Annotated in this window: 19 protein-coding genes and 1 pseudogene; 7 read left to right on the forward strand and 13 right to left on the reverse strand. The window is 64.1% G+C overall.

Going from position 1 to position 23,617, the window contains the following annotated elements; all coding sequences use genetic code 11:
- Positions 1-38 precede the first annotated feature (38 nt).
- Positions 39-803 (forward strand): annotated as a pseudogene (locus tag EK23_RS07190) (heme ABC transporter ATP-binding protein); the annotation flags it as partial.
- Between the two features lie 152 nt (positions 804-955).
- On the opposite strand, the gene EK23_RS07195 reads toward EK23_RS07190, so the two are convergent.
- The gene (locus EK23_RS07195) at positions 956-1,972 is read right to left on the reverse strand and encodes an isocitrate/isopropylmalate dehydrogenase family protein (protein ID WP_045224627.1); all 1,017 of its coding nucleotides are present in this window, start codon (positions 1,970-1,972) and stop codon (positions 956-958) included.
- A gap of 368 nt (positions 1,973-2,340) precedes the next feature.
- Between EK23_RS07195 and EK23_RS07200 the strand changes: the two genes are divergently transcribed.
- Positions 2,341-3,489 (forward strand): type III PLP-dependent enzyme domain-containing protein, encoded by a 1,149-nt coding sequence (locus tag EK23_RS07200; RefSeq protein WP_045224628.1) that lies wholly within the window; start codon positions 2,341-2,343, stop codon positions 3,487-3,489.
- A gap of 48 nt (positions 3,490-3,537) precedes the next feature.
- Entirely contained in the window at positions 3,538-4,533 is a 996-nt protein-coding gene (locus EK23_RS07205) for a zinc-dependent alcohol dehydrogenase family protein (RefSeq protein WP_045224629.1), read from the forward strand.
- Positions 4,534-4,570: 37 nt separating this feature from the next.
- Here the strand turns inward: EK23_RS07205 and EK23_RS07210 are convergent, their stop codons facing one another.
- The 3 genes from EK23_RS07210 to rluD are packed head-to-tail and all read right to left on the reverse strand — an operon-like array spanning position 4,571 to position 7,077.
- Positions 4,571-5,356, reverse strand: coding sequence for a ZIP family metal transporter (locus EK23_RS07210; RefSeq protein WP_045224630.1), 786 nt, complete (start codon positions 5,354-5,356; stop codon positions 4,571-4,573).
- An 18-nt stretch (positions 5,357-5,374) separates the two neighbouring features.
- The gene (gene pgeF / locus EK23_RS07215; RefSeq protein WP_045224631.1) at positions 5,375-6,103 is read right to left on the reverse strand and encodes a peptidoglycan editing factor PgeF; all 729 of its coding nucleotides are present in this window, start codon (positions 6,101-6,103) and stop codon (positions 5,375-5,377) included.
- Positions 6,100-7,077 carry a 23S rRNA pseudouridine(1911/1915/1917) synthase RluD gene (gene rluD / locus EK23_RS07220; protein WP_045224632.1) on the reverse strand — a complete coding sequence of 326 codons (978 nt, stop codon included), beginning with the start codon at positions 7,075-7,077 and terminating at the stop codon, positions 6,100-6,102. The genes pgeF and rluD overlap by 4 nt, the downstream gene beginning before the upstream one ends.
- A gap of 110 nt (positions 7,078-7,187) precedes the next feature.
- Here rluD and EK23_RS07225 point away from each other — a divergent pair, with 110 nt between their 5' ends.
- From EK23_RS07225 to rbp, 3 genes are all read left to right on the forward strand, one after another.
- Entirely contained in the window at positions 7,188-8,036 is an 849-nt protein-coding gene (locus EK23_RS07225; protein WP_097990907.1) for an outer membrane protein assembly factor BamD, read from the forward strand.
- Positions 8,037-8,064: 28 nt separating this feature from the next.
- Entirely contained in the window at positions 8,065-9,015 is a 951-nt protein-coding gene (locus tag EK23_RS07230; protein WP_045224633.1) for a carbohydrate kinase family protein, read from the forward strand.
- Positions 9,016-9,391: 376 nt separating this feature from the next.
- Complete coding sequence (gene rbp, locus EK23_RS07235; protein WP_235281945.1) at positions 9,392-9,766, forward strand: RNA-binding regulator; 375 nt, start codon at positions 9,392-9,394, stop codon at positions 9,764-9,766.
- A 108-nt stretch (positions 9,767-9,874) separates the two neighbouring features.
- Here rbp and kdoO read toward each other — a convergent pair whose 3' ends face one another.
- Positions 9,875-10,759 carry a Kdo hydroxylase KdoO gene (kdoO, locus tag EK23_RS07240; RefSeq protein ID WP_045224635.1) on the reverse strand — a complete coding sequence of 295 codons (885 nt, stop codon included), beginning with the start codon at positions 10,757-10,759 and terminating at the stop codon, positions 9,875-9,877.
- Positions 10,760-10,915: 156 nt separating this feature from the next.
- Between kdoO and EK23_RS07245 the strand changes: the two genes are divergently transcribed.
- Positions 10,916-13,294: a sensor domain-containing diguanylate cyclase gene (locus EK23_RS07245; protein ID WP_082054011.1), complete on the forward strand. Its 2,379-nt coding sequence runs from the start codon at positions 10,916-10,918 to the stop codon at positions 13,292-13,294.
- Positions 13,295-13,322: 28 nt separating this feature from the next.
- Here EK23_RS07245 and EK23_RS07250 read toward each other — a convergent pair whose 3' ends face one another.
- From EK23_RS07250 to topA, 8 genes are all read right to left on the reverse strand, one after another.
- Entirely contained in the window at positions 13,323-14,942 is a 1,620-nt protein-coding gene (locus EK23_RS07250; RefSeq protein ID WP_052808013.1) for an NAD+ synthase, read from the reverse strand.
- 111 nt (positions 14,943-15,053) lie between these two features.
- The gene (sucD, locus tag EK23_RS07255; RefSeq protein WP_045224637.1) at positions 15,054-15,923 is read right to left on the reverse strand and encodes a succinate--CoA ligase subunit alpha; all 870 of its coding nucleotides are present in this window, start codon (positions 15,921-15,923) and stop codon (positions 15,054-15,056) included.
- Positions 15,924-15,940: 17 nt separating this feature from the next.
- Positions 15,941-17,104: an ADP-forming succinate--CoA ligase subunit beta gene (sucC, locus tag EK23_RS07260; protein ID WP_045224638.1), complete on the reverse strand. Its 1,164-nt coding sequence runs from the start codon at positions 17,102-17,104 to the stop codon at positions 15,941-15,943.
- Positions 17,105-17,188: 84 nt separating this feature from the next.
- Positions 17,189-18,334: an ABC transporter permease gene (locus EK23_RS07265; RefSeq protein WP_045224639.1), complete on the reverse strand. Its 1,146-nt coding sequence runs from the start codon at positions 18,332-18,334 to the stop codon at positions 17,189-17,191.
- Complete coding sequence (locus EK23_RS07270) at positions 18,334-19,287, reverse strand: ABC transporter ATP-binding protein (RefSeq protein WP_045224640.1); 954 nt, start codon at positions 19,285-19,287, stop codon at positions 18,334-18,336. Before EK23_RS07270 ends, EK23_RS07265 begins: the two co-directional genes overlap by 1 nt.
- Complete coding sequence (locus EK23_RS07275; protein ID WP_045224641.1) at positions 19,287-20,372, reverse strand: HlyD family secretion protein; 1,086 nt, start codon at positions 20,370-20,372, stop codon at positions 19,287-19,289. Before EK23_RS07275 ends, EK23_RS07270 begins: the two co-directional genes overlap by 1 nt.
- Positions 20,373-20,657: 285 nt before the next feature.
- Positions 20,658-21,218, reverse strand: a complete 561-nt coding sequence (gene tsaC, locus EK23_RS07280; RefSeq protein WP_045224642.1) for an L-threonylcarbamoyladenylate synthase type 1 TsaC — start codon at positions 21,216-21,218, stop codon at positions 20,658-20,660.
- A gap of 67 nt (positions 21,219-21,285) precedes the next feature.
- Positions 21,286-23,589, reverse strand: a complete 2,304-nt coding sequence (gene topA, locus EK23_RS07285; RefSeq protein ID WP_045224643.1) for a type I DNA topoisomerase — start codon at positions 23,587-23,589, stop codon at positions 21,286-21,288.
- Between the last annotated feature and the right edge of the window lie 28 nt (positions 23,590-23,617).

A 23,617-nucleotide genomic window follows, 5' to 3' on the forward strand; every position in this document is an offset into this window, starting at 1 on the left:
CGGTCTGCCGCAAGGGCCAAACCTTGCTTGACGGCGTCAGCCTCCACCTGAATCCAGGCCAATTGACGGTTCTGCTCGGGCCAAATGGGGCCGGCAAATCGACGCTGCTGCGGGTCCTTGCCGGCGAGTGGCCCGCCGACTCCGGCGAGGTCCGGCTGCATGGCCATCTCCTCGCCCACTGGCGCGTCGAGGCATTGGCTAAACTCCGGGCGGTGCTCCCGCAGGAAACGCCCCTGAGCTTCCCCCTGACCGCCCTGCAAGTCGTCATGCTGGGCCGTCATCCTCACAACGACGGCTGGCCGGACCGGCACGACGGCGCAATCGCCCGCAACGCACTGGGCCTGACCGATACCGCCCACCTGGCGGAACGCACCTATCCCACCCTGTCGGGGGGCGAGCGGGCACGCGTTCAATTGGCCCGCTGCCTGTGCCAGATCTGGGAACCACAGACAGAAGAGCGCTATCTGCTGCTCGATGAGCCGACCGCAAGTCTGGACCCGGCCCATCAGCACTTGGCTTTGCAAGCCGTACGGGAGTTCGTTCGAGAATCCGGCGCGGCCGCCTGCGTGGTGCTGCACGACCTGAATCTGGCGGCACAGTACGGCGATCGCATCGCCATTCTTCGAGACGGGCGGCTGGCGCTCTGCGGCACGCCATGGGAGGTTCTGACGGCGGACTGGCTGGCCGGGATCTTCCGGGTCGATGCGGAAGTGCTGCGGCTATCCCGTTGCGACAGGCCCCTGATCGCGACGACGGGTGCCTCGCTTCGAAACCAGCCTGCTGTCGAAATCCGAATAGGATGAGCTCAACGACGTGAAGCGCATCGGGCGGAAAATCCTATCGCCAGCGATGCGCCTCCCTGGGGCGGCAGTCCTATCCGACTTGCGGCCAGGACACCCCAACGCCCTCATTCCTGCGCACAGCGTAGGTAATGAGGGTTTACTGTGGAATGGGATCAGCCCAGCTTCGCGACGATGGCTTGCGCGAGGTCGGCGGTACCGCAGGTGGAGCCCGGCTTGAGGTCCGGGGTCAGATGGGTGCCTTCGCGGATCACGTCGCGCACGGCCTGCTCGACGGCGCGGGCGGCCTTCAACTCGCCGATGTGCTCCAGCATCATGGACGCGGCGATGATCATGGCGATGGGATTGGCGATGCCCTTGTCGGCGATGTCCGGCGCGCTGCCGTGCACCGCCTCGAACAGGGCGGCGTCCACGCCGATATTGGCCCCGGCGGTCAGGCCCAGGCCACCCACCAGGCCCGAGGCCAGGTCCGAGAGGATGTCGCCGAACAAATTGGTGGTCACGATGACGTCAAAGATGCCGGGCTTCATCACCATCTGCATGGAGGCGGCATCGACGATGCGGTCCTCGAATTCGATCTCCGGATACTTCTTGGCCACCTCGCGGCCGATCTCCAGGAACAGGCCCGAGGTGCACTTGAGGATATTGGCCTTGTGCACCAGGGTCACTTTCTTGCGCTGGGCGCGGCGGGCGTAGTCAAACGCGAACTCGATGACGCGCTCGCTGCCCTTGCGGGTGACCACGGCGATGCTCTCGGCGGCGATCTTCTCCTCATCCACCTTGATGAAGTGCTCGATGCCGGCATAAAGGCCTTCCGTGTTCTCACGGACGGTCACCAGATTGACGTTCTTGAATGGCGTGTCCGTGCCCTCGAAGGAAATCGCCGGGCGCACGTTGGCATACAGGTTGAACGCCTGGCGCAGGGTCACGTTGACGCTGCGGTAGCCGCCGCCCACCGGGGTCGTTAACGGACCCTTGAAGCAGATGCGGTTCTGGCGAATGGATTCGATGGTCGCATCGGGCAGCGGATTGCCGTGCTTCTCCACGGCGGCCATGCCGGCCACCTGGCGGTCCCATTCGATCTGGACACCGGCCGCCTCTATGACCTTGATCGCGGCGTCCACGATGGAAGGGCCGATGCCGTCGCCGGGGATAAGGGTGATCTTGTGCATACGAGAAATTCCTTGGAAATATTATTTTTGAGGAAGACTTAGGCCGAGGCGAAGCTTCCAAAGCGCAAAAAGGCACTACCGGCGTCGGAAGTCGCCGAGCAATGCACCACCGGATACCCGGTAACGAACGCCGCTGAAACAAGTCGCGGCGTCTCCCAGATGGCCGATTATCATACAGGCCGCAGCAAAATTTAAGCCGGACTTCCACCTAGCCGCCGCCGAGGCCAGGGCATGCACGGCCAGGCGCGACGCAGATCGGTTAAAATGCCTGCGCTAGAAGCTGATGCAGCCAGGCCGCCTCGCCCCGACGACCAGCCTTCGCCTCGATCTGGTGCATATCCGCACCCAAACCTGTCCGCCGGACTCGCATGTCTTCTCTGCTGGAACTTCCACTTGAGACCCCCGCCTTCGTCTACGACGAGCAGGCGATCCTGAATCGCGCAACTTTGCTGCGGCGGGCCGGGGAGCGCAGCGGCTGCCGGATGCTCTACTCGGTAAAAGCCCTGCCCTTCCTGCCCCTGCTCCAGGCCCTGACGCCGGTTCTGGACGGCTTTTCCGTCAGTTCCTTGTTCGAGGCGCGCCTGGCCGCGCTGGCCGGCGACGGTGCGCTGCACCTTACCACGCCCGGCCTGAAAGCGGTGGACATGGATGAAATCAGCCAAGTCTGCGACACCGTGGCGTTCAACTCCCTGGAACAATTCCAGCGCCTCGCAGGTGCGCTTTCGCACGGTGCCAGCCCGGGCCTGCGGGTGAATCCCGGGCTCTCCTTCCTCGCCGATCAGCGCTACGACCCCTGCCGCCCGCATTCCAAACTGGGCGTGCCCCTGCCCGATCTGGAACGGCGCCTCGCCGAGCATCCCACCTTCGCCCAGGCTCTTCGCGGTTTGCATGTCCATAACGCCTTCGCCTTGCGCTCCTTCGAACCCATGACGAGGACGGTCGAACGGCTCGAAACCACCCTGCTCCACCGGCTGCCCAATCTGGAATGGATCAATCTGGGCGGCGGCTATTTGTTCCAGCGCGATGAAGATCTGGACGAACTCTGTCACATCAGCCGCCGGCTGACCCGGGAATATGGGCTGCGTGTGTTCTTCGAACCGGGCAAGGGGCTGGTGGGCGAGGCGGGCTATCTGGTGGCCAGCATCATCGACGTGTTCGCCAGCGAGGGCAAAACCATCGCCGTGCTAGATAGCTCGGTCAACCACAACCCAGAGGTCTTCGAATACCAGCGGCGGCCCGTGCCAGCTTGGGGAGAACCGGAATCAGGCGAAGCCGTCATCCTGGCAGGGTGCACCTGCCTGGCCGGGGACCTGTTCGGCGAATTCCGCTTCCCCCGCCGCCCGGCGCTGGGCGATCGCATCGTGTTCCGCGATGTGGGCGCCTACAGCCTGATCAAGGCCAACCGCTTCAACGGCCACAACCTGCCGACGATCTATGCCTGGGATGGCGGGCTGGAACTGCGGCTTCTGAAACAGTACTCTTTCGGCGACTATTTGGGTCAGTGGAGCGCGGATTGAGCCTGAGCGCCGCCCGAATCACCCGTTCATGCAATTGCGGAGAAACCCATGAAAGCGATCCTGATGACCCGTCCGGGCTCTCCGGACGTCCTGGAACTGGCCGATATCCCGGAACCGGCGCTCAGCGATCCGGGCCAGATCAAGGTGCGGTTGCGGGCCGCGGGCGTCAATCCCATCGACACCAAGCTGCGCAAGCGCGGCGTCTTCTTTCCCGATGCCCTGCCCGCGGTGCTGGGTTGCGACGGCGCCGGCGAGGTGGTGGAGACCGGCGCGGACGTGACCCGTTTCAAGGTGGGCGATCGGGTCTGGTTCTGCCATGGCGGCCTGGGCGCGGAGCAAGGCAACTACGCCGAATTCACGGTGCTGGATCAGCGCTGGGCGGCGCCGCTGCCGGACTCCCTCAGCTTCGAACTGGGCGCGGCAGCGCCCCTGGTGCTCATCACAGCCTGGGGCGGCCTGTACGACCGTGCCCGCCTGACCGCAGGCCAGACTGTGTTGATCCACGCCGGAACCGGTGGCGTCGGCCATGTGGCGATCCAGTTGGCCAAGCTGCGCGGCGCTCGGGTGATCGCCACCGTCAGCAGTCCCGAGAAAGCGGCCATGGCGCGCCAGTGGGGCGCCGACGAGACCGTGGATTACCGCAGCTGCGATTTCGCCGAGGCGGTCAACGAACTCACCTCGGGCCAGGGCGCGGACGTGGTGCTGGATACCGTGGGCCCGGATGTCTTTATGCAGAGCCTCGCCTGCACCGCGCACTTCGGCGACATCGTGACTCTGCTGGACCTGCCCGAACAGCCGCTGAAGGAAGCGCGCCTGCGCAACCTGCGCATCGGCTTCGAGCTGATGCTGACGCCCCAGTTACGTGGCCTGGAGAAGGCCAGGCTGCATCAGGTACACATGCTGGAAACCTGCGGCGCCTGGATGGCGGAAGGCAAGCTGCAGATCAACGTGAGCCATACCCTGCCGCTGGAACAGGCCGCCCACGCGCACGATCTGCTCGAGACCGGGCACATGAGCGGCAAGACCGTGCTCACCCTCGGCTGACCGCCCAATTCGAAGGAAGGCAGGTAACCGCCCCGGCCTAAAATGACTCCGCGTAATGGTGCACGGTGCTGATGATGAGAACCCCGGCTATGATCAGGGCCATCTGGCCCATCACGGCCTCGGCGTGGGTGCGCTTGTGCAGGGTGGGGATCAGGTCGCCCACCGCCACATAGATGAAGCTGGATGCGGCGAGGGCCAGGATGTAAGGCAGGAACTGGTGGAGGTTTTCCAGGCTGAAATAAGCCAGCACCCCCCCGGCCACCGTGCCGAGGCTGGACAGCAGGTTAAAGAACAACGCCCTGGCCTTGGAACAGCCGCTCTGCAACAGGATGGCGAAATCGCCCACCTCCTGCGGGATTTCGTGGGCCGCCACCGCCAGGCTGGTGACGATGCCCAGGTGCAGGTCGGCGAGAAAGGCGGCGGCGATGAGAATGCCGTCCACAAAATTGTGAATGCCATCGCCCACCACGATCAGGGTACCCGCCGGCTGATGGAAGTGCGCATCCATGTGGATGTGCGCCTCGCAATCGGTGGTATGGCAGTGGCGCCAGAGCAGAAGCTTCTCCAGCAGAAAGAACACCAGAATGCCAGTCAGCACCGTAGTGAAGATGCTCTCGGCCTGCCCGCTCCCGACTGCTTCCACCGCGTGGGGCAGCAGATCCAGAAAGGCCACGCTAAGCAGCGCGCCCAGGGCGAAACTGACCCCGTGAGGCAGGAGACGATCATAGTGCCGGTCCGGCACCAGCAAGAACAGGGAAGCCGCCAGGACGCTCAGGACACCGCCAAGCAGGGTAAACAGGATGATCCAGATGAGTAGGTGCATGTACAGGGAAACGTCGGGTTATGCTTCGCGCCAGATGAGGGTCGCCATGCGTCCTGTCTGACCATCGCGGCGGTAGGAGAAGAAGCGTTCGGCTTCGGAAAACGTGCACCAGCCACCGCCGTAGATCCGATCCACGCCGGCGCGACGCAAAGTGAGACGGGCCAAGTGGTAGAGGTCGGCCCCCCAGCGGCCCTCGCCGCTCGCCACGAAAGCCTGACCGCAATCCCCCAGGCGCCCGACAAAGGCCTCACGCACCTCATCGCCCACCTCGAAAGCCTCGGGACCGATGGCAGGACCGAGCCAGGCCATGAGCTTATCCCCTTGCATTGCGGCAACCGCCGCCTCCAGGACGCCCCCGGCCAGACCGCGCCAGCCGGCATGGGCCGCCGCTACCTGGCTGCCATCCTCGGCGCAGAGCAGCACCGGCAGGCAATCGGCCGTCATGACGGCGCATACCACGCCGGCACGGTCCGTGGTTGCCGCATCGCCCACCGCATCGCCGGGATCATGGGCGGCGACCACCTCCGTCCCGTGCACCTGCTGCAGCCACACCGGCTCAGCGGGCAGGTCCAGGGCTTTAACCAAAGACGCGCGATTAGCGGCCACCGCCACCGGCTCGTCACCCACATGGGCGCCCAGGTTCAGGCTGGCGAAGACGCCCGTGCTCCCGCCGCCGACGCGCAGGCTGCTGGCCGCGCGAATTCCGCGCGGGGCCGGCCAGTCCGGCTCGATCCAGGCCGGGCTCACGCCGGCACCCGCAAGGCATCCACCAGCGCGCGCATGTCCTGCGGCAGATCCACCTGCCACTGGCACCATTCCCCGCTGCGTGGGTGCTCCAGGCCGAGCACCTGGGCATGCAGGGCCTGACGCCGGAAGCCGCGAATCACCTCGGCCGCGGCTTCGCCGCAGCCGGCCGGCAGCTTGAGGCGGCCGCCGTACACCGGATCGCCCAGCAAGGGATGATGGATATGGCTCATGTGCACGCGGATCTGGTGGGTGCGCCCGGTCTCCAGCTTCACTCGCGCCAAGGTATGCCCCAGCAGCCGATCCTCGATGCGGTAATGGGTAATAGCCTCACGCCCGCCCTCGCGCACGGCAAAGCGCTTGCGGTCGCTGGGATGACGGCCGATCGGCGCGTCGACGGTGCCGCCCGCCGTGATGAAGCCCTGCAACAGCGCCAGATATTCGCGGTGGATGCTGCGCGCCTGTAACTGTTCCACCAAGGCGTGATGGGCCTGGAGGGTCTTGGCCACCATCAGGATGCCGCTGGTGTCCTTGTCGATGCGATGCACGATGCCCGCCCTTGGCACACCCGCCAGGCTGGGCGCATGGTGCAGCAGGGCGTTCTGCAGGGTGCCGTCACGATGCCCCGCCGCCGGGTGCACCACCAGGCCGGCGGGCTTGTTGACGATCAACACGCTGTCATCCTCGTAGACGATGTCCAGCGGGATGTCCTGGGGCTGGCAGTCGGAATCCAGTTCCACCTCGGCGCGCAGTTCGACCTGCTCGCCGCCGAACACCTTGTCCTTGGGCGCCAGGCTGCGGCCGTCCACCGCCACATGGCCGCTTCGTATCCAGCTCTGCAGCTTGCTGCGCGAGAAATCGGGAAAAATCTCCGCCAAGGCCTGATCCAGCCTCAATCCCGCGAGCTCCGCGGGCACATCGGCGACCATGAGCTCTCCCTGCTCCTCATCATCGTCCACGGCTGTCGGTTCTCTCATCGTTGCCAAAGGCTTTTGTGCGCCACGGGGGCTTTCAGTGTTGCGCCGCTCCGGTCGGCCATCCGCCGGAATCTATTGGCTGGGCGTATTTCCGGGTATACTCGGGCGCCATGATGCAAGCCCTTCTTACGATCCCGCAAACCTTGCGCCTCCTCCTGATCCTACCGCTGCTGGCCGCGCTGCTGGCCGCCTGTTCCAGCGAACCCGGCAAGGAGGACGAGCAGGCCGACTGGACGGCAGAGCAGTTATACAATGAAGCCAAGAAGGCATTGACCGGGAAAAGTTACGAGAAGGCCATCAAGCTGTACGAGAAGCTCGAGGCCCGCTACCCATTCGGCAATTATGCCACGCAGGCGCAAGTCGATGTCGCCTATGCCTACTACAAGAACAGCGAGCCGGACTCGGCTATCGCAGCGGTGGACCGGTTCATCAAGCTGAACCCCACCCACCCGCACGTGGACTATGCCTACTATCTGCGAGGATTGGTGAATTATAACCGAGGCATCGGCTTTATCGACCGTTTCCTGCCCACGGATTCATCCCAACGCGACCCCGGTTCCGCACGCGATGCCCTGAAGGACTTCGACGAACTCATCGCCAAGTTCCCCAACAGCAAGTATGCCGATGACAGCCGACTACGGGTCACCGCCCTGCGCAATAATCTGGCCATGTATGAAATCCATGTGGCGGACTTTTACATGCGCCGGGGCGCCTATGTTGCGGCGGCGCGTCGCTGCTCGGAAGTGCTACAGAAATACGGCGGCACCCAGGCCATGCCGCAGGCGCTGCAAATCATGGAGCAGGCCTACCGCAAGCTCGATCTGAATGACATGGCCGATGACGCGGCAAGGGTTTACGCCCTCAACTACGGTCCCAGTTCGCAGGGCCGTGCGGCGGTCAAGGCCCACGATCTGACACCGGCGGAAAAGGTCTGGGACTTCATCGGCCTAGACCGCTAAATCGAAAACCCAGGAATCAGGCTTCAGGATGACGCAGAACACCCAAACCGCAGAACCGGTCGACGTCCTTTGCGTCGGCCATGCCTCCTACGATCTGATCTTCAGCATCCCCCACCATCCCGCCTCGGACGAGAAACTGTTCGCCCAGGACTTCTGCGCCTTCGGCGGCGGACCGGCAGCGAATGCCGCGGTGCTGGTGGCACGGCTTGGCCTGAAGGCCGCTTTCGCCGGCTACCTGGGCGACGACCTGTACGGCGACCGCCACCTGGCCGAACTGCAAGCCGAGGGGGTGCAGACCCGCTGGGTCGTGCGCGGTCCCGCGCCCACCCCGCTATCAGCCATTCTGGTCAAGCCCGACGGCAGCCGCTCGCTGATCAATTACAAGGGTCAGACCGAACCCCTGCCGTCCGAAGCCCTTGTTTTTGATGACCTCAATGCCCGGACGATTCTCTTCGACGGGCACGAACCGGCCATCTCCGTTGCTTTGGCCCTGCGCGCACGCGCACTGGGAATTCCCACCGTGCTTGACGCGGGCTCGCTCCATGCAGGCACCCAGGCCCTCATGGGCAGGGTGGACTATCTGGTGGCATCGGAGAAATTCGCCGCTCAGTTCTCTGGCGCGGCCGATCCGCAAGCCGCCTTGTGGCGTTTGTCAGAAATCGCGCCTGCGGTGGTGATCACCCTGGGCGAGCGCGGGCTGATCTGGCACCAGAACGGCAGAAGCGGGGCTCTGGCGGCCTATCCCATTCATGCCACCGACACCACGGGCGCAGGTGACGCTTTCCACGGCGCGTTTGCCGCGGCGCTCTGCGAAGGCATGGGCTGGCGGGAAATCCTACTGACTGCCAGCGCCGCCGGCGCACTGTGCTGCACGCATACGGGGGCCCGCCCGGGGATGCCCACGGCCATCGAGGTGGCCAACTTCCTGGAACGCTTCGCGGCGCCGCCGGAAAACGCCGTGCAGGGGCGGAGTTCGTAGCCTCGTGGGAGTCTTTCGCGCCCACGTTCCAGGCAGCAAGCAGGGAGCGTCACGTCTGCGGGGCAGCGTCCCCTGCATTTGTCAAGTACAGGGGGTTGACAGGGGCACGTTCCCATATTAGTAATGGGGAAAAGGAGTGAACTTGCTCCACACATGCGCGTCAGCCCATTACCGTTTTGGAGCGAAAGGAAATTGGCGCAGGCAATACGTCAGCACGGGAAAATCCGGGCGGGAGGCCCCCTGAGTTCGGCCCACGTGGAATTTATGTCTCTCGGCCGGGGCTAATGGCTGGAGTTACGGCTGATAAGGTTTTGGTTACGTAAAGGTCTGAAAAAAGCCTAAGTCGAATCGGGTCTCCCCAGGAGACCGATCATCAGTGCTCGGTTTATGTGCCATTGATCGAGTAACAGGTGCAGTCTACCGCAATGGCGCGAATGCAGAGGCAGGGTTTTTTTCGATGAACATTTACGTAGGAAACTTATCCTATCAGGTTACCAGCGACGAGCTGCGCAAGGCGTTTGAACAGTTTGGTGAAGTATCTTCCGCGAATGTGGTGACGGACAAGTTCACCGGCCAATCCAAGGGGTTCGGATTTGTGGAAATGCCCAATCAGGCCAATGGCGAAGCCGCCATCAAGCAGATGGACGGCGCCGATCTCAAGGGCCGCAATATCCGGGTCAACGAGGCTCGGCCGCGGGCCGAAGGCGGCTCATCGGGTCCCCGCCGGGCAGGAGGGCCCAAGCGTTTTTGATCGACCACACTCCGAAGCTTCAGCCGCCGCCCTGATCGACCGATGGCGCGACGGCTGAAGCCTCTTTCTCGTCACCGCCCGTTCGGCAGCCTCACAACAGCCCGGCCGTCACACCAAGGCCCGACCGGTGAGCCGCTCCAGCAGACGCACCGGCGCGCTTGAAGGATCTTCCAGACCCTCCGCCTCCAGATAAAATGTCTGCTCCAACAGAAACTGCCCGGAACTTACCGCGTGCTGGACCTGGTCGCTGTAGACCACCCAGCTAGAGCCTGGCGGGAAGTCGCAGGTTCTTTGCGGCGAGCGCAGCTGATAATCAACGTCGCATTTCCCCAGATCGTGCAGTTGCAGCATGATGTGGTCGTACTCGGTGCGAAGCGCTTTGGTCAGCCCGAGGGCTCTCATCAACCTGGCCGACGCGGCTGAATAGCGTCCCACTTTCGGCAGGAAGCGCCGAGCGAGATTTTCGAAGGGTTCGCCCACACGCCATACTCTTGGCTCATACCCCGGGTTCACATTGGTGAACACGCGCAGGAGCCTGCGCCCGCCTGTCGGATTGGACGGGAAGGCGTCCACATGCAGGCGCGTGTCGTCCTTGCGCCAGCTGGTCTGGCGCTCAGCCACCGCATAAGGGCGATAGGAGGTAAAGCCGCGGATCAATCGCCCGCGATATACGGGAAACAACTGCCGGGCCAGGTTTTCCGCGCACTGCGCGAAGCGCTCCAGCATTCCGCCGAGCAGCGCCAGGTCTTCCGCGGCCCCCTGGCAACCGCGCAGCTCGGCAGTCGCTCCACGTCCGCGCAGGCTGATGTTCTTGGCCTTGCCGTCGGACCAGCGCTCGGACAGGAACTTCTCCTCATGGGCACCCACCTCAAACCGCAACCTGGGGAAAAACAGCAAACGCCCGGCTTCCAATTGCGCCTCCAGACCATCGCCGGCCGGCACGTCTCGATTCCATTCCTCGGTCGCGTACTCCTGTATGACCTGACTCAACATGAGTGCCTCCTATTGGGTTATCCTGATGGCAGCGGAATATAGCAGGCGGGGAAACACCATGCCATCTGCATTCTTGCCAAGCTGTCCGCCCGGTGCCTGCAACGGATACAGGTGCTTGTTTCGAGTCCGATCCAAGGCGACAATCAGCCCACACCGATGGCCTCTTCACAGTTCTCCAAGGACTTCGCCTCGCACGCACCGCCGGGTCCGCCGCCGGTTTCCGGGTTCGTGCGCCGCTTGCTTGCGATCCTCCCGGGGCTGATTTTGCTTGTTGGCAGCACGGCGGCCTGGCAACAGTCTTCGCTCCTGCGGGAGCGCGAGATGCGGGCTTACTCGGACCGTCTCACTCTCAACCTGAATGAGATCACCATCAGCCTTACCTACCGCCTCAAGGCCAATGTGCAGATTTTGCGCGGGGTAGCCGGCCTGTTCGCCGCCAGCCGTTCGGTCAGCCGCGAGGAATTCGCCGCCTATGTGCACAGTCTCGGCGTGGCGGAAAACTATCCGGGCATCCAGGGTATCGGATTCTCCGAGTGGATCGCACCCGCAGAGAAGGCCCGCCACATCGAGCGCCTGCGCGGCGAGGGCTATGCCGACTACGTCATCCGGCCTAGCGGCGAACGGGACGGCTATTCCGCCATCATCTACCTGGAGCCCTTCGACTGGCGCAACCGGCGCGCATTCGGCTACGACATGTGGTCAGAGCCGGTGCGCAGGGCCGCCATGGCCCGCGCCCGAGACGAAGGGCGCGCGGCCATGACCCGGAAAGTGACTTTGGTGCAGGAAACCGAGCAGGACGTGCAGGCCGGTTTTCTCATCTATGTGCCCGTTTACCGTGGCGGAATTCCCAACGACGCGGTGGAGACCCGGCGTGCCGCGCTACGGGGGTGGGCCTATTCGCCCCTGCGCGTGGATGACCTGATCAACAATTTCATGACCGCGGAGCATCCCGGCCACGTCCAGGGACTGACCCTGAAGATCTACGATGGCGCGGAGCAGGACGAGGCTCATCTCATGTATTCCTCGCCGGCCAATGCCTTGCCCGACGGACCGATCATCACGACCGGGCTGCAGTTTGAGGGCAGCGTCTGGACCATCGTCGCGCGCCCCGGGCCAAGCGCCGAACCCCTGGAAACCGGGCGCAGCGACATGGTGCTGGCCGGCGGTCTGCTGCTCACCCTCGCCCTCACCCTACTGACCCTCATCCTTACTCGCAGCCACGCCCGCGTCGCGGCAGCCCTGCGTGAAACGGCGAAAGCCAATCGCAGTCTGGCCGAAAAGGAAACCCTGCTGCGCACCATCTACGACAGTTCCAACGTGGCCATCTTCCTGCTTGACCTGGGAGGACGCATCACCCACGCCAATCAGCGCATGGGCGAAATGTTCACCTGTCCCTTGACCCGGCTGGTCGGCAGCCCGTACTCCGATCTGGAACAGCCCGACGAGCGAGGCGACGGCCTTCCTCCCTTACTTGAGCTGTTCAAGCAAGGCAAGGCGTCCATCCAGTTTGAGCGCCGCTACCGCAGACTCAGGGATGACTCGGAATTCTGGGGGATGCTCACCGGCCGGCCCATCGCCAACCCAGAGGGCAATACCATCAGCCTGGTGGGCGTGATAGCCGATATCAGCCAATTGAAGAAGACCGAGGCCGCCATGCATCTGGCGCGCACCGTGTTCGATCATTGCTCGGAAGGCATCATCGTCACCGATGCCAAGAACCGCATCGTTTCCGTCAACCCGGCTTTCACCCGTATCACCGGGTTTCCGGCGGAGGATGTGATGGGCCAGGATCCGCGCAAATTGGCCTCAGGGGCCCACAGCAAGGAGTTCTTCCGCGACATGTGGCGCTCGCTTCGGCAAACGGGGCGCTGGGAGGGCGAGTTGTGGAACCGCAAGCGCGACGGGACCGTGTTCCCCGAACTGCTTTCGGTCAGTCGCGTCCTCGACACGCAAGGACGCACCGCCAATTACGTCGGCATCTTCCAGGACATCACCGCTCGGCGGCAAGCCGAGGATCGCATCCGCGAACTGGCCCACCACGATTACCTGACGGGATTGCCCAACCGGGCCTTCTTCGTCGACCATCTGGATCAAGCGCTGGCGCTGGCACGCCGCTATGACCGCCGCCTGGCCGTGCTGTTCCTGGACCTGGATCGCTTCAAGCCGGTGAACGATACCTACGGCCACAATGCCGGCGATGCGGTCCTGTGCGCGGTGGCGCGCCGCCTGAAAGCCTCGGTGCGCGCCTCCGACGTGCTCTGCCGGCAAGGGGGCGACGAGTTCCTGATCCTGGTGCCAGAATTCAGGGATTGCGCGCAACTGGAAGAACTCGCCAACAAGCTGGTCAATACCCTGCGCCAGCCCATCACCTGGAACGAGCACCAGTTCAGCATCGGCTGCAGCATCGGCATTGCCACCTACCCGGAATGCGGCGATGACGAAGACAAGCTGATCCAGTGCGCCGACGCCGCCATGTACCGCGCCAAGGACGATAAGGAGAGGCACGTAGCCCTCGCAACCGGGCCGCTGCCTTGACGGCCCCGCGCGCCGCGACGGGAAGCGCCTAGGGCAGGCCGCCGCAGGTGATGGGATAGCGCCGGTCGCGGCCGAATGCGCGGCGGCTGATCTTGACCCCGGGAGGCGCCTGCCGGCGCTTGTATTCGTTGCGGTCCACCAAACGCTTCACCCGCAGCACGTCGGCCTCGGCAAAACCGGCGGCAATGATGTCGGCCACCGAGCGGTCCTCCTCGATGTAAAGGGACAGGATGGGATCGAGCACCGCATAGGGCGGCAGAGAATCCTCGTCCTTCTGGTCCGGCGCCAGTTCCGCCGAGGGCGGACGCTCCAGCACTCGCTGCGGGATCACGGGCGACAGGCTGTTGCGGTATTCCGCCAGGCGATAGACCAGCAGCTTGGGCACGTCCTTGAGCGGCGCGAAACCGCCGGCCATGTCGCCGTAAAGGGTGGCGTAGCCTACGCTCATCTCGCTCTTGTTACCGGTGGTGAGCAAGATCCTTCCGCGCTTGTTGGAAAAGGCCATGAGCAGCACCCCACGGCAGCGGGCCTGGATGTTCTCCTCGGTGGTGTCCGGGGGCAGGCCGCGGAAGCTCTCTTCCAGCAGCGTGGTGAAAGCCTGGAACGCCGGCTCGATGGGGATCAGATGATGGGCCACGCCCAGGGCCTCGGCCTCCAGGCGGGCGTCCTCGACGCTCATGTCGGCGGTATAGCGCGAGGGCATGAGCAGGGCCTCCACGCTCTCGGCGCCCAGTGCGTCCACCGCCAGTGCCAGGGTGAGAGCGGAATCGATGCCGCCGGACAAGCCCAGCACCGCGCCCTTGAACCCGTTCTTGCGCACGTAATCGCGGATACCCAAAACCAGCGCTTCATAAACGCCGGCCACTTCATCCAGGGGCGGGGTAATGGGTTGCTGCACCGGCACCAGCCGGCCAGCCTCGGAGGCGAATTCCACGCAGTGCAGCGACTCGGCGAACTCGTCTCCCCGCCAGATCACCTGCCCCTGCCCGTCCATGACGAAGGATGCGCCGTCGAACACCAGTTCGTCCTGCCCGCCCACCAGGTTGGCATAGATGATAGGCACGCCGGTCACGGTGATGCGTTCCCGCACCGCCGCTTCCCGTTCGGCGGTCTTGCCGATATGGTAGGGGGAGGCGTTCAGATTGAGCACCAGCCGGGCGCCGGCCCGCACCGCTTGGTCGACGATGCCCGGCACCCAGACATCCTCGCAGATGCTCAGGCCGACGGCGTGGCCGCCCAATTCGAAAACGCAGGGCTCGTGCCCGGCGGTGAAATATCGCTTCTCGTCGAATACCCCGTAGTTAGGCAGCGCCTGCTTGCGGTACAGCGCCTGGACCTGCCCTCCCTGCAGCAGCGCGGCGCTGTTGTAGAGTTGGCCGCCCAGGCGCTCGGGGAAGCCCAGCACGACGCTGATGCCCTCTATGCTGGCTGCCAGATCCAGCAGCGCCGCCTCCACGCGCTCCAGGAAATCGCGTCGGAACAGCAGGTCTTCCGGAGGATAGCCGGTCAGGGTCAGCTCCGGAAACACCACGGCCTGGGCCCGGAGCCGGTCCCTGGCTTCGGCGGCCAGTTGCGCGACGCGCGCCGCATTGGATTCGACGGCGCCGACGAGGAGGTTGCATTGAGCGATGGCGATGCGAAGGTTCACTGGAATGATCGTGAAGGGTTTGTACTTGGAACCCGGCCGGAGCTATGGGTTCCCGGTCGGTGAAGTGGAAGGCGGCGACGGCCGCCCGGATTATCCTGCGCAGTGCCGGCCTCAAGCCAGGCACTGGGCCATGCGGGCTCCCATCCGGGCCGGGGAATCGACGATCTCAACCCCAGCGGCCTTGAGCGCGGCGAACTTGCCCTTGGCCGTGCCCTTGCCGCCGGTGACGATGGCGCCGGCATGCCCCATGCGCTTGCCTGGCGGCGCCGTGGTACCGGCGATGTAGCCCACCACCGGCTTGCTGACATGGGCCTTGATGTACTCCGCTGCCTCTTCCTCGGCGCTGCCGCCAATCTCCCCCACCATGATGATGCCGCGGGTCTGCGGGTCCGCTTCGAACAGCGCCAGTACGTCGATGAACTCCAGGCCGTGGATGGGATCGCCGCCGATGCCAACGCAGGTGCTCTGTCCCAGACCCGCGCGGGTGGTCTGGTGCACCGCCTCGTAGGTCAAGGTGCCGGAGCGCGACACCACCCCGATGCAGCCGGGCTGATGGATGAAGCCGGGCATGATGCCGATCTTGCACTGGCCCGGCGTGATCAGCCCGGGGCAGTTGGGTCCGATGAGGCGCGCGCCGGTGGAACGCAAGGCCGCCTTGACCCGCAACATATGCAGTACCGGGATGCCTTCGGTGATGCAGACGATCAGTTCGATACCGGCGTCCGCTGCTTCCAGGATGGCGTCCGCGGCGAAGGGCGGCGGAACATAGATCATGCTGGCGGTGGCGCCGGTCGCGTCGACCGCCTGCCGCACCGTGTCAAATACCGGCAGGTCCAGATGAGTCTGGCCGCCGCGGCCGGGCGTGACGCCGCCCACCAGTTGCGTGCCGTATTCCAGGCACTGCTGGGAATGGAAGGTCGCCTGCTTGCCGGTGAAGCCCTGGCAGATGACCCGGGTGTTGCTATCGATCAAGATGCTCATGGAGATCCCAGTGAAATTCAGGCGCCCGCGGCGTCGACGGCTTTCTGCGCCGCTTCGTCCAGGTCCTCGGCGGCGATGATGGCCAGCCCGGATTCCGCCAGGAGCTGGCGGCCCTCGGGCGCGTTGGTGCCTTCCAGGCGCACCACCACCGGCACGCCCACCTGCACTTCGCGGACCGCGGCGATGATGCCCTCAGCGATGAGGTTGCAGCGCACGATGCCGCCGAAGATATTGACCAGAATGGCCTTTACCGACGCATCCGACAGGATGAGCTTGAACGCCTCCGCCACCTTCTCCTGGGTGGCGCCGCCGCCCACGTCGAGGAAATTGGCGGGCTGCCCGCCGTGCAGCTTGACCAGGTCCATGGTGGCCATGGCCAGCCCTGCGCCGTTCACCATGCAGCCGATGTTCCCGCCCAGGGTGATGTAGTTAAGGCCGTGCTGGTTCGCGGCATGCTCCTTGGCGTCCTCCTGGGATGCATCGCGCAGGCCCACCAGGTCGGGATGGGCGAACAGGGCGTTGTCGTCCAGGTTGACCTTGGCGTCCAGGGCCAGGAGCGCGCCGTCCTCGGTGACGATGAGCGGGTTGATCTCCACCTGGCTGGCGTCCTTGTCCATGAACAAACGGTACATGGCCTGCATAATGGACACCAGGGCATTGATCTGCGGACCTTCCAGACCCATGGCGAAGGCGATCTCGCGGCACTGATAGGCCTGTAGGCCCGCCGCCGGATCCACCTTGCAGGTCAGGATGCGGTCCGGCGTCTTGGCCGCCACCTCTTCGATGTCCATGCCACCGTCCGCCGAGGCCATGAACAGGACGCGCTCGCTGGCGCGGTCGACCAGGCAGCTCAAATAGAGTTCGCGCTGGATTGGCCGAACCTCCTCCACCAGCACGGCGCCCACAGGCAAACCTTGAGGTCCCGTCTGATGGGTGACCAGACGCGAGCCCAGCATGTGCTTCGCGGCCTCGCCCGCCGCTTCGGCGCTGTCCACCAGCTTCACGCCACCGGCCTTGCCGCGTCCGCCCGCATGCACCTGCGCCTTCACCACCCAGCGCTCACCGCCCAGGGCAACTGCGGCGTCGCGCGCCTCGGCCGCGCTGAATGCGGGCAGTCCGCGCGGCACGCTCAGTCCATACTCGGCAAACAGGCGTTTGGCCTGAAATTCGTGAAGGTTCATGTAATCGTCTCGATGCCATTCCGTTTGCGCCGCGAACGCGGCTGGAGGGCATTTTACCATACACCCAGGGACTAGCTTTGATGGCTAGACGATCATGCGCCGGAAGCGCCGCGCGGCCAAAAACAGCACGAAAATTCCCATGACGGTCAGGATCAGGGCGTTATCCCACAGCTCAGCCAGTCCGGCCCCGCGCAGGATGACGCCACGGGAGATATCCACCATGTAGGTGGCGGGAACGCAGTAGCTGAGCAGATAGAACACCGTGGGCATGGTGTCGCGGGGAAAAATATAGCCGGACAGAAAGATGCTGGGCAACAGGGTCATCAGGGCCAGTTGCAGGGCCTCCGCCTGGGAATTCGCCTTGGTGGAGATGAGCAATCCGATGGCCAGGTTCACGAATAGATAGCTCATGGAAAGGAGCAAGAAAACCGACCAGTGGCCATGGATCGGCACCTGAAAGACGAAGCGCATGAAAGCCAGGATCACGCACAACTCGAAAGCGGCGAGCCCGAAATAGGGCAGGATCTTCCCCAGCATCAGCCCCAGCGGCCTGATCGGGGTGACCAGCAGTTGTTCCAGGGTGCCACGCTCCTTCTCCCGCACGATGGAAAAGGCCGTCAGCATGGTAGTGACGAACAGGGTGAGCACCGCCAGCAGGCCCGGGAGAAAGAAATTGGGCGAGCGCGAATCCGGATTGAACAGCAGCTTGGGCCGCACCTCGAGGGGAATGGCGGCGCCCGCTGGCATCAGCCGGCGCAAGGACTCGTCCAGCCCAATCTGGCTGGCTACGTTCACCGCCTGCCCCGCCACGGAGGAATCGGACCCGTCCACCGCCACCAGCACCTGGGCCGTGTTGCCGTCCAGCAGGTTGCGGGCGAAATCCACCGGAATCTTGATGCCGACCCGTGCCCGCCCGGCGATCATCTCCTCGTTCAACTCGCGGTCCGAATTCACGTATTTGTAGATGCGGTAGGTATCGGAGTTACGGAGTCGGTCCAGGAAGGCGCGGCTGTCGGCGCTGCCGATCCCTGGAAAGCCGGTGACGGCGCTGCTGCCGCTGAGGTCGTACACCACCGTGGGAATCTGGCGGATGTTGGTGTCGATGGCTGTGCCCAGGATCACCATCTGCAGGATGGGCATGATCAGGGCGAACATGATGGACATGCGGTCGCGACTGGCGTGAATGGCCTCCTTGTAAAAGATCGCCGCAAGCCCCCGGAAAGCGCCCATCAGCCGCTCTCTTCCAGTTCCTTCTGGCGGCGCCGAGTCAGCTCCACGAAGACGTCCTCCAGGCTGGTGGACAGCGCCTGGACCGACTCCACATCGACCCCCTGGGTGGCGAGGCCGGAGGTTAAATTTTCCGGGGGCAAGCCCGCATCCACCAAGGCGTGGATGGAGCGACCGAAGATGGTGGCGCTGCGCACCCCGGCGAGCCCCATCGCCACGCGCAGGCCCCGGGTAACTTCGGACGTGGTGATTTCGTAGCGGCGTGTGCCGGGCGGCGTGATATCGTCACGGGCACACAGGGATTCCGGGGTACCCTCGGCAATCAAACGGCCGTAGTAGATATATGCCAGATGGCTGCAACGCTCGGCCTCGTCCATGTAGTGGGTGGTGACGAAAAACGTGATACCGCGGGCGGAAAGTTCGAATAGCAGGTCCCACAGTTCGCGTCGCGCCACCGGGTCGATGCCGGCCGTGGGTTCGTCAAGATACAGGATGCGCGGGGCGTGCAGCATGGCGCAGGCCAGCGCCAGGCGTTGTTTCCACCCCCCCGAAAGGCGTCCCGCCTGCCGCTCCAGATAGGGGCCGAGCGCATTGCGCTCCACCGCTTCGGCCAGGCTGCGCTCCAGGTGTTCGCCCTTCAAGCCATAGGCCTTGCCGTAGAAGCGCAAGTTCTCGCCGGTGGTGAGGTCGTCGTAGAGACTGAATTTCTGGCTCATATAGCCAATGCGCGTGCGCACTCCATCGGGGTCGCGCCGCACATCGACGCCATCCACCCAAGCCTCGCCGGCCGTGATGGGCAAGAGCCCGGTCAGCATCTTGATGGTGACGGTCTTGCCGCTGCCGTTGGGCCCCAGGAAGCCGAAGATCTCCCCTTGCCGCACGGTCAGGTCCAGGCCATCCACGGCGGTGAAGTCGCCGAAGCGGCGGGTCAGGCCCTCGGCGCGGATGGCATCCATCAGCCGGGCAGAAAGCTCACGTCGGTATGCATGCCCGCGCGCAGCCGGCCGTCCGCGTTATCGACGCGCAGCTTGACGCCGATGACCTGATGCACGCGTTCCTCGAAGGTCTGCACGTTGCGCGGCAGGAACTCGGCCTGTTGCCGAATCTGCTCGACCCGGCCGTGAAACACCCGCTCCGGATCGAAGTCCACCGACAGTTCCACCGCTTGCCCGAGATGCACGGCGCCGATGCGGGTTTCCGGCACGTAGACCATCACGAACAGCTGGTCGGCCTCCAGCAGCTTGGCGACGATGGCATTGGGCGGCAGCAGGTAGCCCGGCCGCAGATCCAGCACTTCCACCACCGCGGCGGCGGGCGACGTGACCTCGTGTTCGGCCCACAACACTTCGGCTTCACGCAATTGGCCCTCGGCGATGAGCAGATCACCCCGCGCCGCCTCGATCTCTTCCTTGCGGAACCCGCGCTCAGTCCGCTGCATGGCCGCGGTGGCGGCCTTGAGACGCCCTTCCGCCGCTTCCACCGCATGCTGCTGCCTCCTCACCTCGGCTTGCGCCATGTCCAGGCGCGTGGCCGCGGCATCGTAGGCTTGACGCGATACCAGGCTTCTCGACACCAGGCCCTCGAGACGGCGCAGCTCGATGCGGGCGTTGTCGGCGTCCGCGCGCGCCCGTTGCAGATCGGCCCTGGCGCCCGCCAGTTCCTCGACCCGGTAGCCCTGCGTTTTGCCTTCGCGCCGAGCCGCCGCTTCGGATTCGGCGATGTCCTCGGGCCTCGAGCCCGCCTCGAGCTTATCCAGATTGGCCCGGGCCAGTTCCACCCGCCCCTTGGCCTGGGTGATCCGCGCCTGCTGCTCGGCGCCATCGAATTCCACCAGCACCTGCCCGACCTGCACCAGATCGCCTTCACGGACCCGCACTTGCGTCACGCGACCGCCAATCTTGGAGCCCACGTTAATGTTGCGTGCTTCCAGCACCCCCGAGGCCCGCAGTGGCGCGGGTAAATGGCTGCGCCAGCCGTACCAGGCGAGCCCAGCTGCCCCGGTCAGCACAAGGATGAGAAGGATGCCGCGCCTTGCAGCCAAGTCAGGTTCCGGACGTCGATCCACGCACCGTTGCAGCGCGAGATGAGTTTGACTCGATGTTGTCCACAGCCCGCCGTCGGCAAACCCTTACAGAAAAAACCGTAGTATGGAGATTCAAAAACTTAGACAACCCGTTGATCCAAAATAATAAATTATCTGATCACTTTTTATCCAGCGCCAAGGGGAAGCCCGCAGCACATGGATTTGCGCAAGCTATGGTCAGCTTGTACACCGACTTATCCACAGGAAATGTGTAAATCTCATGTCAGACGGGATCAAGCGAACTCAACGCAGTTTGCGCAGCGTCCTCGCATCGAAAATGTCGGTCGGTTTGGCCTGGCCACCCAGGGCGGCCTGGAAAACAGCCAGTTCGGCGCCGCGAAAATATCGGGCCACCTTCACGGCACTCCGTGCCGGCGGCACCTTGCCAGGGTTCGCGCTGGTGGAAACGACAGGCCCACCGAAGGCACGGCACAGGGCTGCGGCCGGGCCGTGGGCCGTTACCCGCACGGCCAGGGTTCCATCCGGCCGGCACAACCAGCGGGGGACCCAGTCCTGCGCCGGCACCACCCAGGTTACCGGTCCGGGCCAGCGCTCCAGCAAGGTCTCACGCAGTTCGGCAGAATCCAGCAGGAGGAAGGGTTCGATCTGGCTAAATTCAGCAGCCAGTAATATCAGGCCCTTGCTGACGGACCGCCGCTTTAGGCGGAGCAGACGGAGCACGGCGCCGCCATCCAGCGGATTGCAGCCTAGCCCATACACCGCTTCCGTCGGATAAGCCAAAAGCCCACCCCGACGCAGGTGCTGGGCGGCTCGCCGCAAGCGAAATGCAGAAACCCAGGCCATGACGCTGCCCGATGGCTCAGGCCAGAAGGTGCCCGGAGTATGCCGCCATTCCGACGCTCACCGCGCCTCAGGCAGCGGACTCGTTGGCCAGATCACCTTCGTAGGGTGTGGCATAACCGCATTCCTTTTGCGGACAGACCTTCTCGGTGCCGCGCCGCTTGGTGGTTTTCAGGGTCAGGATGGGCCAGCCGCAGGCGGGACAAGGCTCGTTCAGCGGCGGATTCCACACCGCATAGGTGCAGGAGGGGTAGGTGGAGCAGGAATAGAACAGCTTGCCGAAACGCGACTTGCGCTTGATGAGTGACCCCTTCTGACACTGCGGACACTGCGCTCCGGTGTCCTCCGGCTTCTCCAGCGACTCGATGTGCTTGCAGTTAGGGTAGCCGCTGCAACCGATGAACTTGCCATAGCGGCCGGTCTTGATCACCAGGGGCGAATTGCATTTCGGGCAGGTCTTGCCCTCGACGATTTCCGGCTCCGCCTGCTTGGCCTCGCCGTTCAGGTTACGGGTGTACTTGCAGGTGGGATAGTTGTTGCATCCGATGAAGCGGCCGTTACGCCCCAGACGGATGGAAAGCGGACCGCCGCACTCCGGGCAGGCTTCCTCGATGGCCTCATGGGTCACGTCCGCCCGCTTGAGGGTGCCGTCCTTGTCCTCGATCAGGTGCTTGAACGGCCCCCAGAATTCCCGCATCAAGGGTACCCAGGTCTTCTCGCCGCGGGAGACCGCATCCAGGTCGTCCTCCAGATTGGCGGTGAAGTGGTAATCCACGTACTGGGTAAAATGCTCGGTGAGGAACTTGTTGACGATGCGCCCCACATCCGTGGGATAGAAGCGCTTGCTCTCCAGGGTGACGTAATGCCTTTGCTGCAAGGTCGAAATGATGGAGGCATAGGTTGAGGGACGGCCGATGCCGTATTCCTCCAGGGTCTTCACCAGGCTGGCTTCGGTGTAGCGCGGCGGCGGCTCGGTGAAGTGCTGGCCCGCAATGATTTCGTCCAGGCTGACCGTCTGGCCTTCCTTTACCGGCGGCAGATAGGTTTCTTCATCGTCGGCGGCCGCGGCGTCATCGCGTCCTTCCAGATACACGGCCATGAAGCCAGGATTGATCACGGTCGAACCGTTGGCGCGGAATACATTGCCCTCGCCACAACCCAGATCCACCGCTACCGTGCCGATGGTGGCGTGGATCATCTGGCAGGCCACCGTGCGCTTCCAGATCAGGGTGTAGAGCTTGAGCTGATCGGCTGAGAGGAAAGGCTTCACCGCCTCCGGGGTACGTTGCGCCGAAGTGGGCCGGATGGCCTCGTGGGCCTCCTGGGCATTCTTGCTCTTGGTTTTGTAGATGCGCGGCTGGTCCGGCAGGTTGTCCTTACCGAAGCGGGCGGCAATCAGTTCGCGCAGGTCGGCGATGGCCTCGTTGGCCAGATTCACGGAGTCCGTGCGCATGTAGCTGATAAGGCCGACGGTCTCACCCTGAAGTTCGATGCCTTCATAGAGCTGCTGCGCCACGGTCATGGTTCTGCGGGTGGTGAACCCGAGCTTACGCGCCGCTTCCTGTTGCAGGGTCGAGGTGGTAAAAGGCGCGGCGGGGTTGCGCTTGCGTTCCTTCTCCTCCACCTTGAGCACACGCAGGCGCCCACCAGCCTGTTCAAGCAGGGCGTCGCGGATAGCGTGGGCCTGCTCCTCGTTGGTGACGCTGAACTGCTCCAGCTTTGTCCCCTGGTAATGGGTCAAGCGCGCGCGGAATCCCTGCTCCCCTTCCCTGACGCCGGCCTCTATCGTCCAGTACTCCTGGGTCTTGAAGGCTTCGATCTCAAGCTCGCGCTCCACGATCATGCGCAGGGCCGGACTCTGCACGCGCCCGGCGGAGAGTCCGCGGCGTATCTTCTTCCACAGCAGCGGCGACAGCTTGAAGCCCACCAGGTAGTCCAGGGCGCGGCGCGCCTGCTGGGCATTGATGAGGTCCTCGGACAGCTGCTTCGGGCTCTCGATGGCCTCGGAGATGGCGCGCTTGGTGATTTCATGAAACACCACCCGGTGCACCGGCTTGTCCTTCAGAAGTTTCTTTTCCTTGAGGATCTCATATAGATGCCAGGAAATGGCTTCGCCTTCGCGATCGGGGTCAGTCGCGAGATACAAGGCATCCGCACTCTTGGCCGCGTTGGCGATGGCCTGAACGTGCTTCTGATTCTTGTCGATGATCTCGTACTTCATGGCGAAATCATGCTCGGTGTCCACGGCCCCTTCCTTGGGCACGAGGTCGCGAACATGTCCGTATGAGGCGAAGACCTGGAAATCCTTCCCGAGGTATTTTTCTATGGTCTTGGCTTTGGCTGGAGACTCGACAATAACTAGGTTGCGGCTCATCGGCTGGTTGTGTTGCGGGAGATCGGGT

Origin of the sequence: Methyloterricola oryzae, assembly GCF_000934725.1 — a bacterium.
GTDB lineage: Bacteria > Pseudomonadota > Gammaproteobacteria > Methylococcales > Methylococcaceae > Methyloterricola > Methyloterricola oryzae.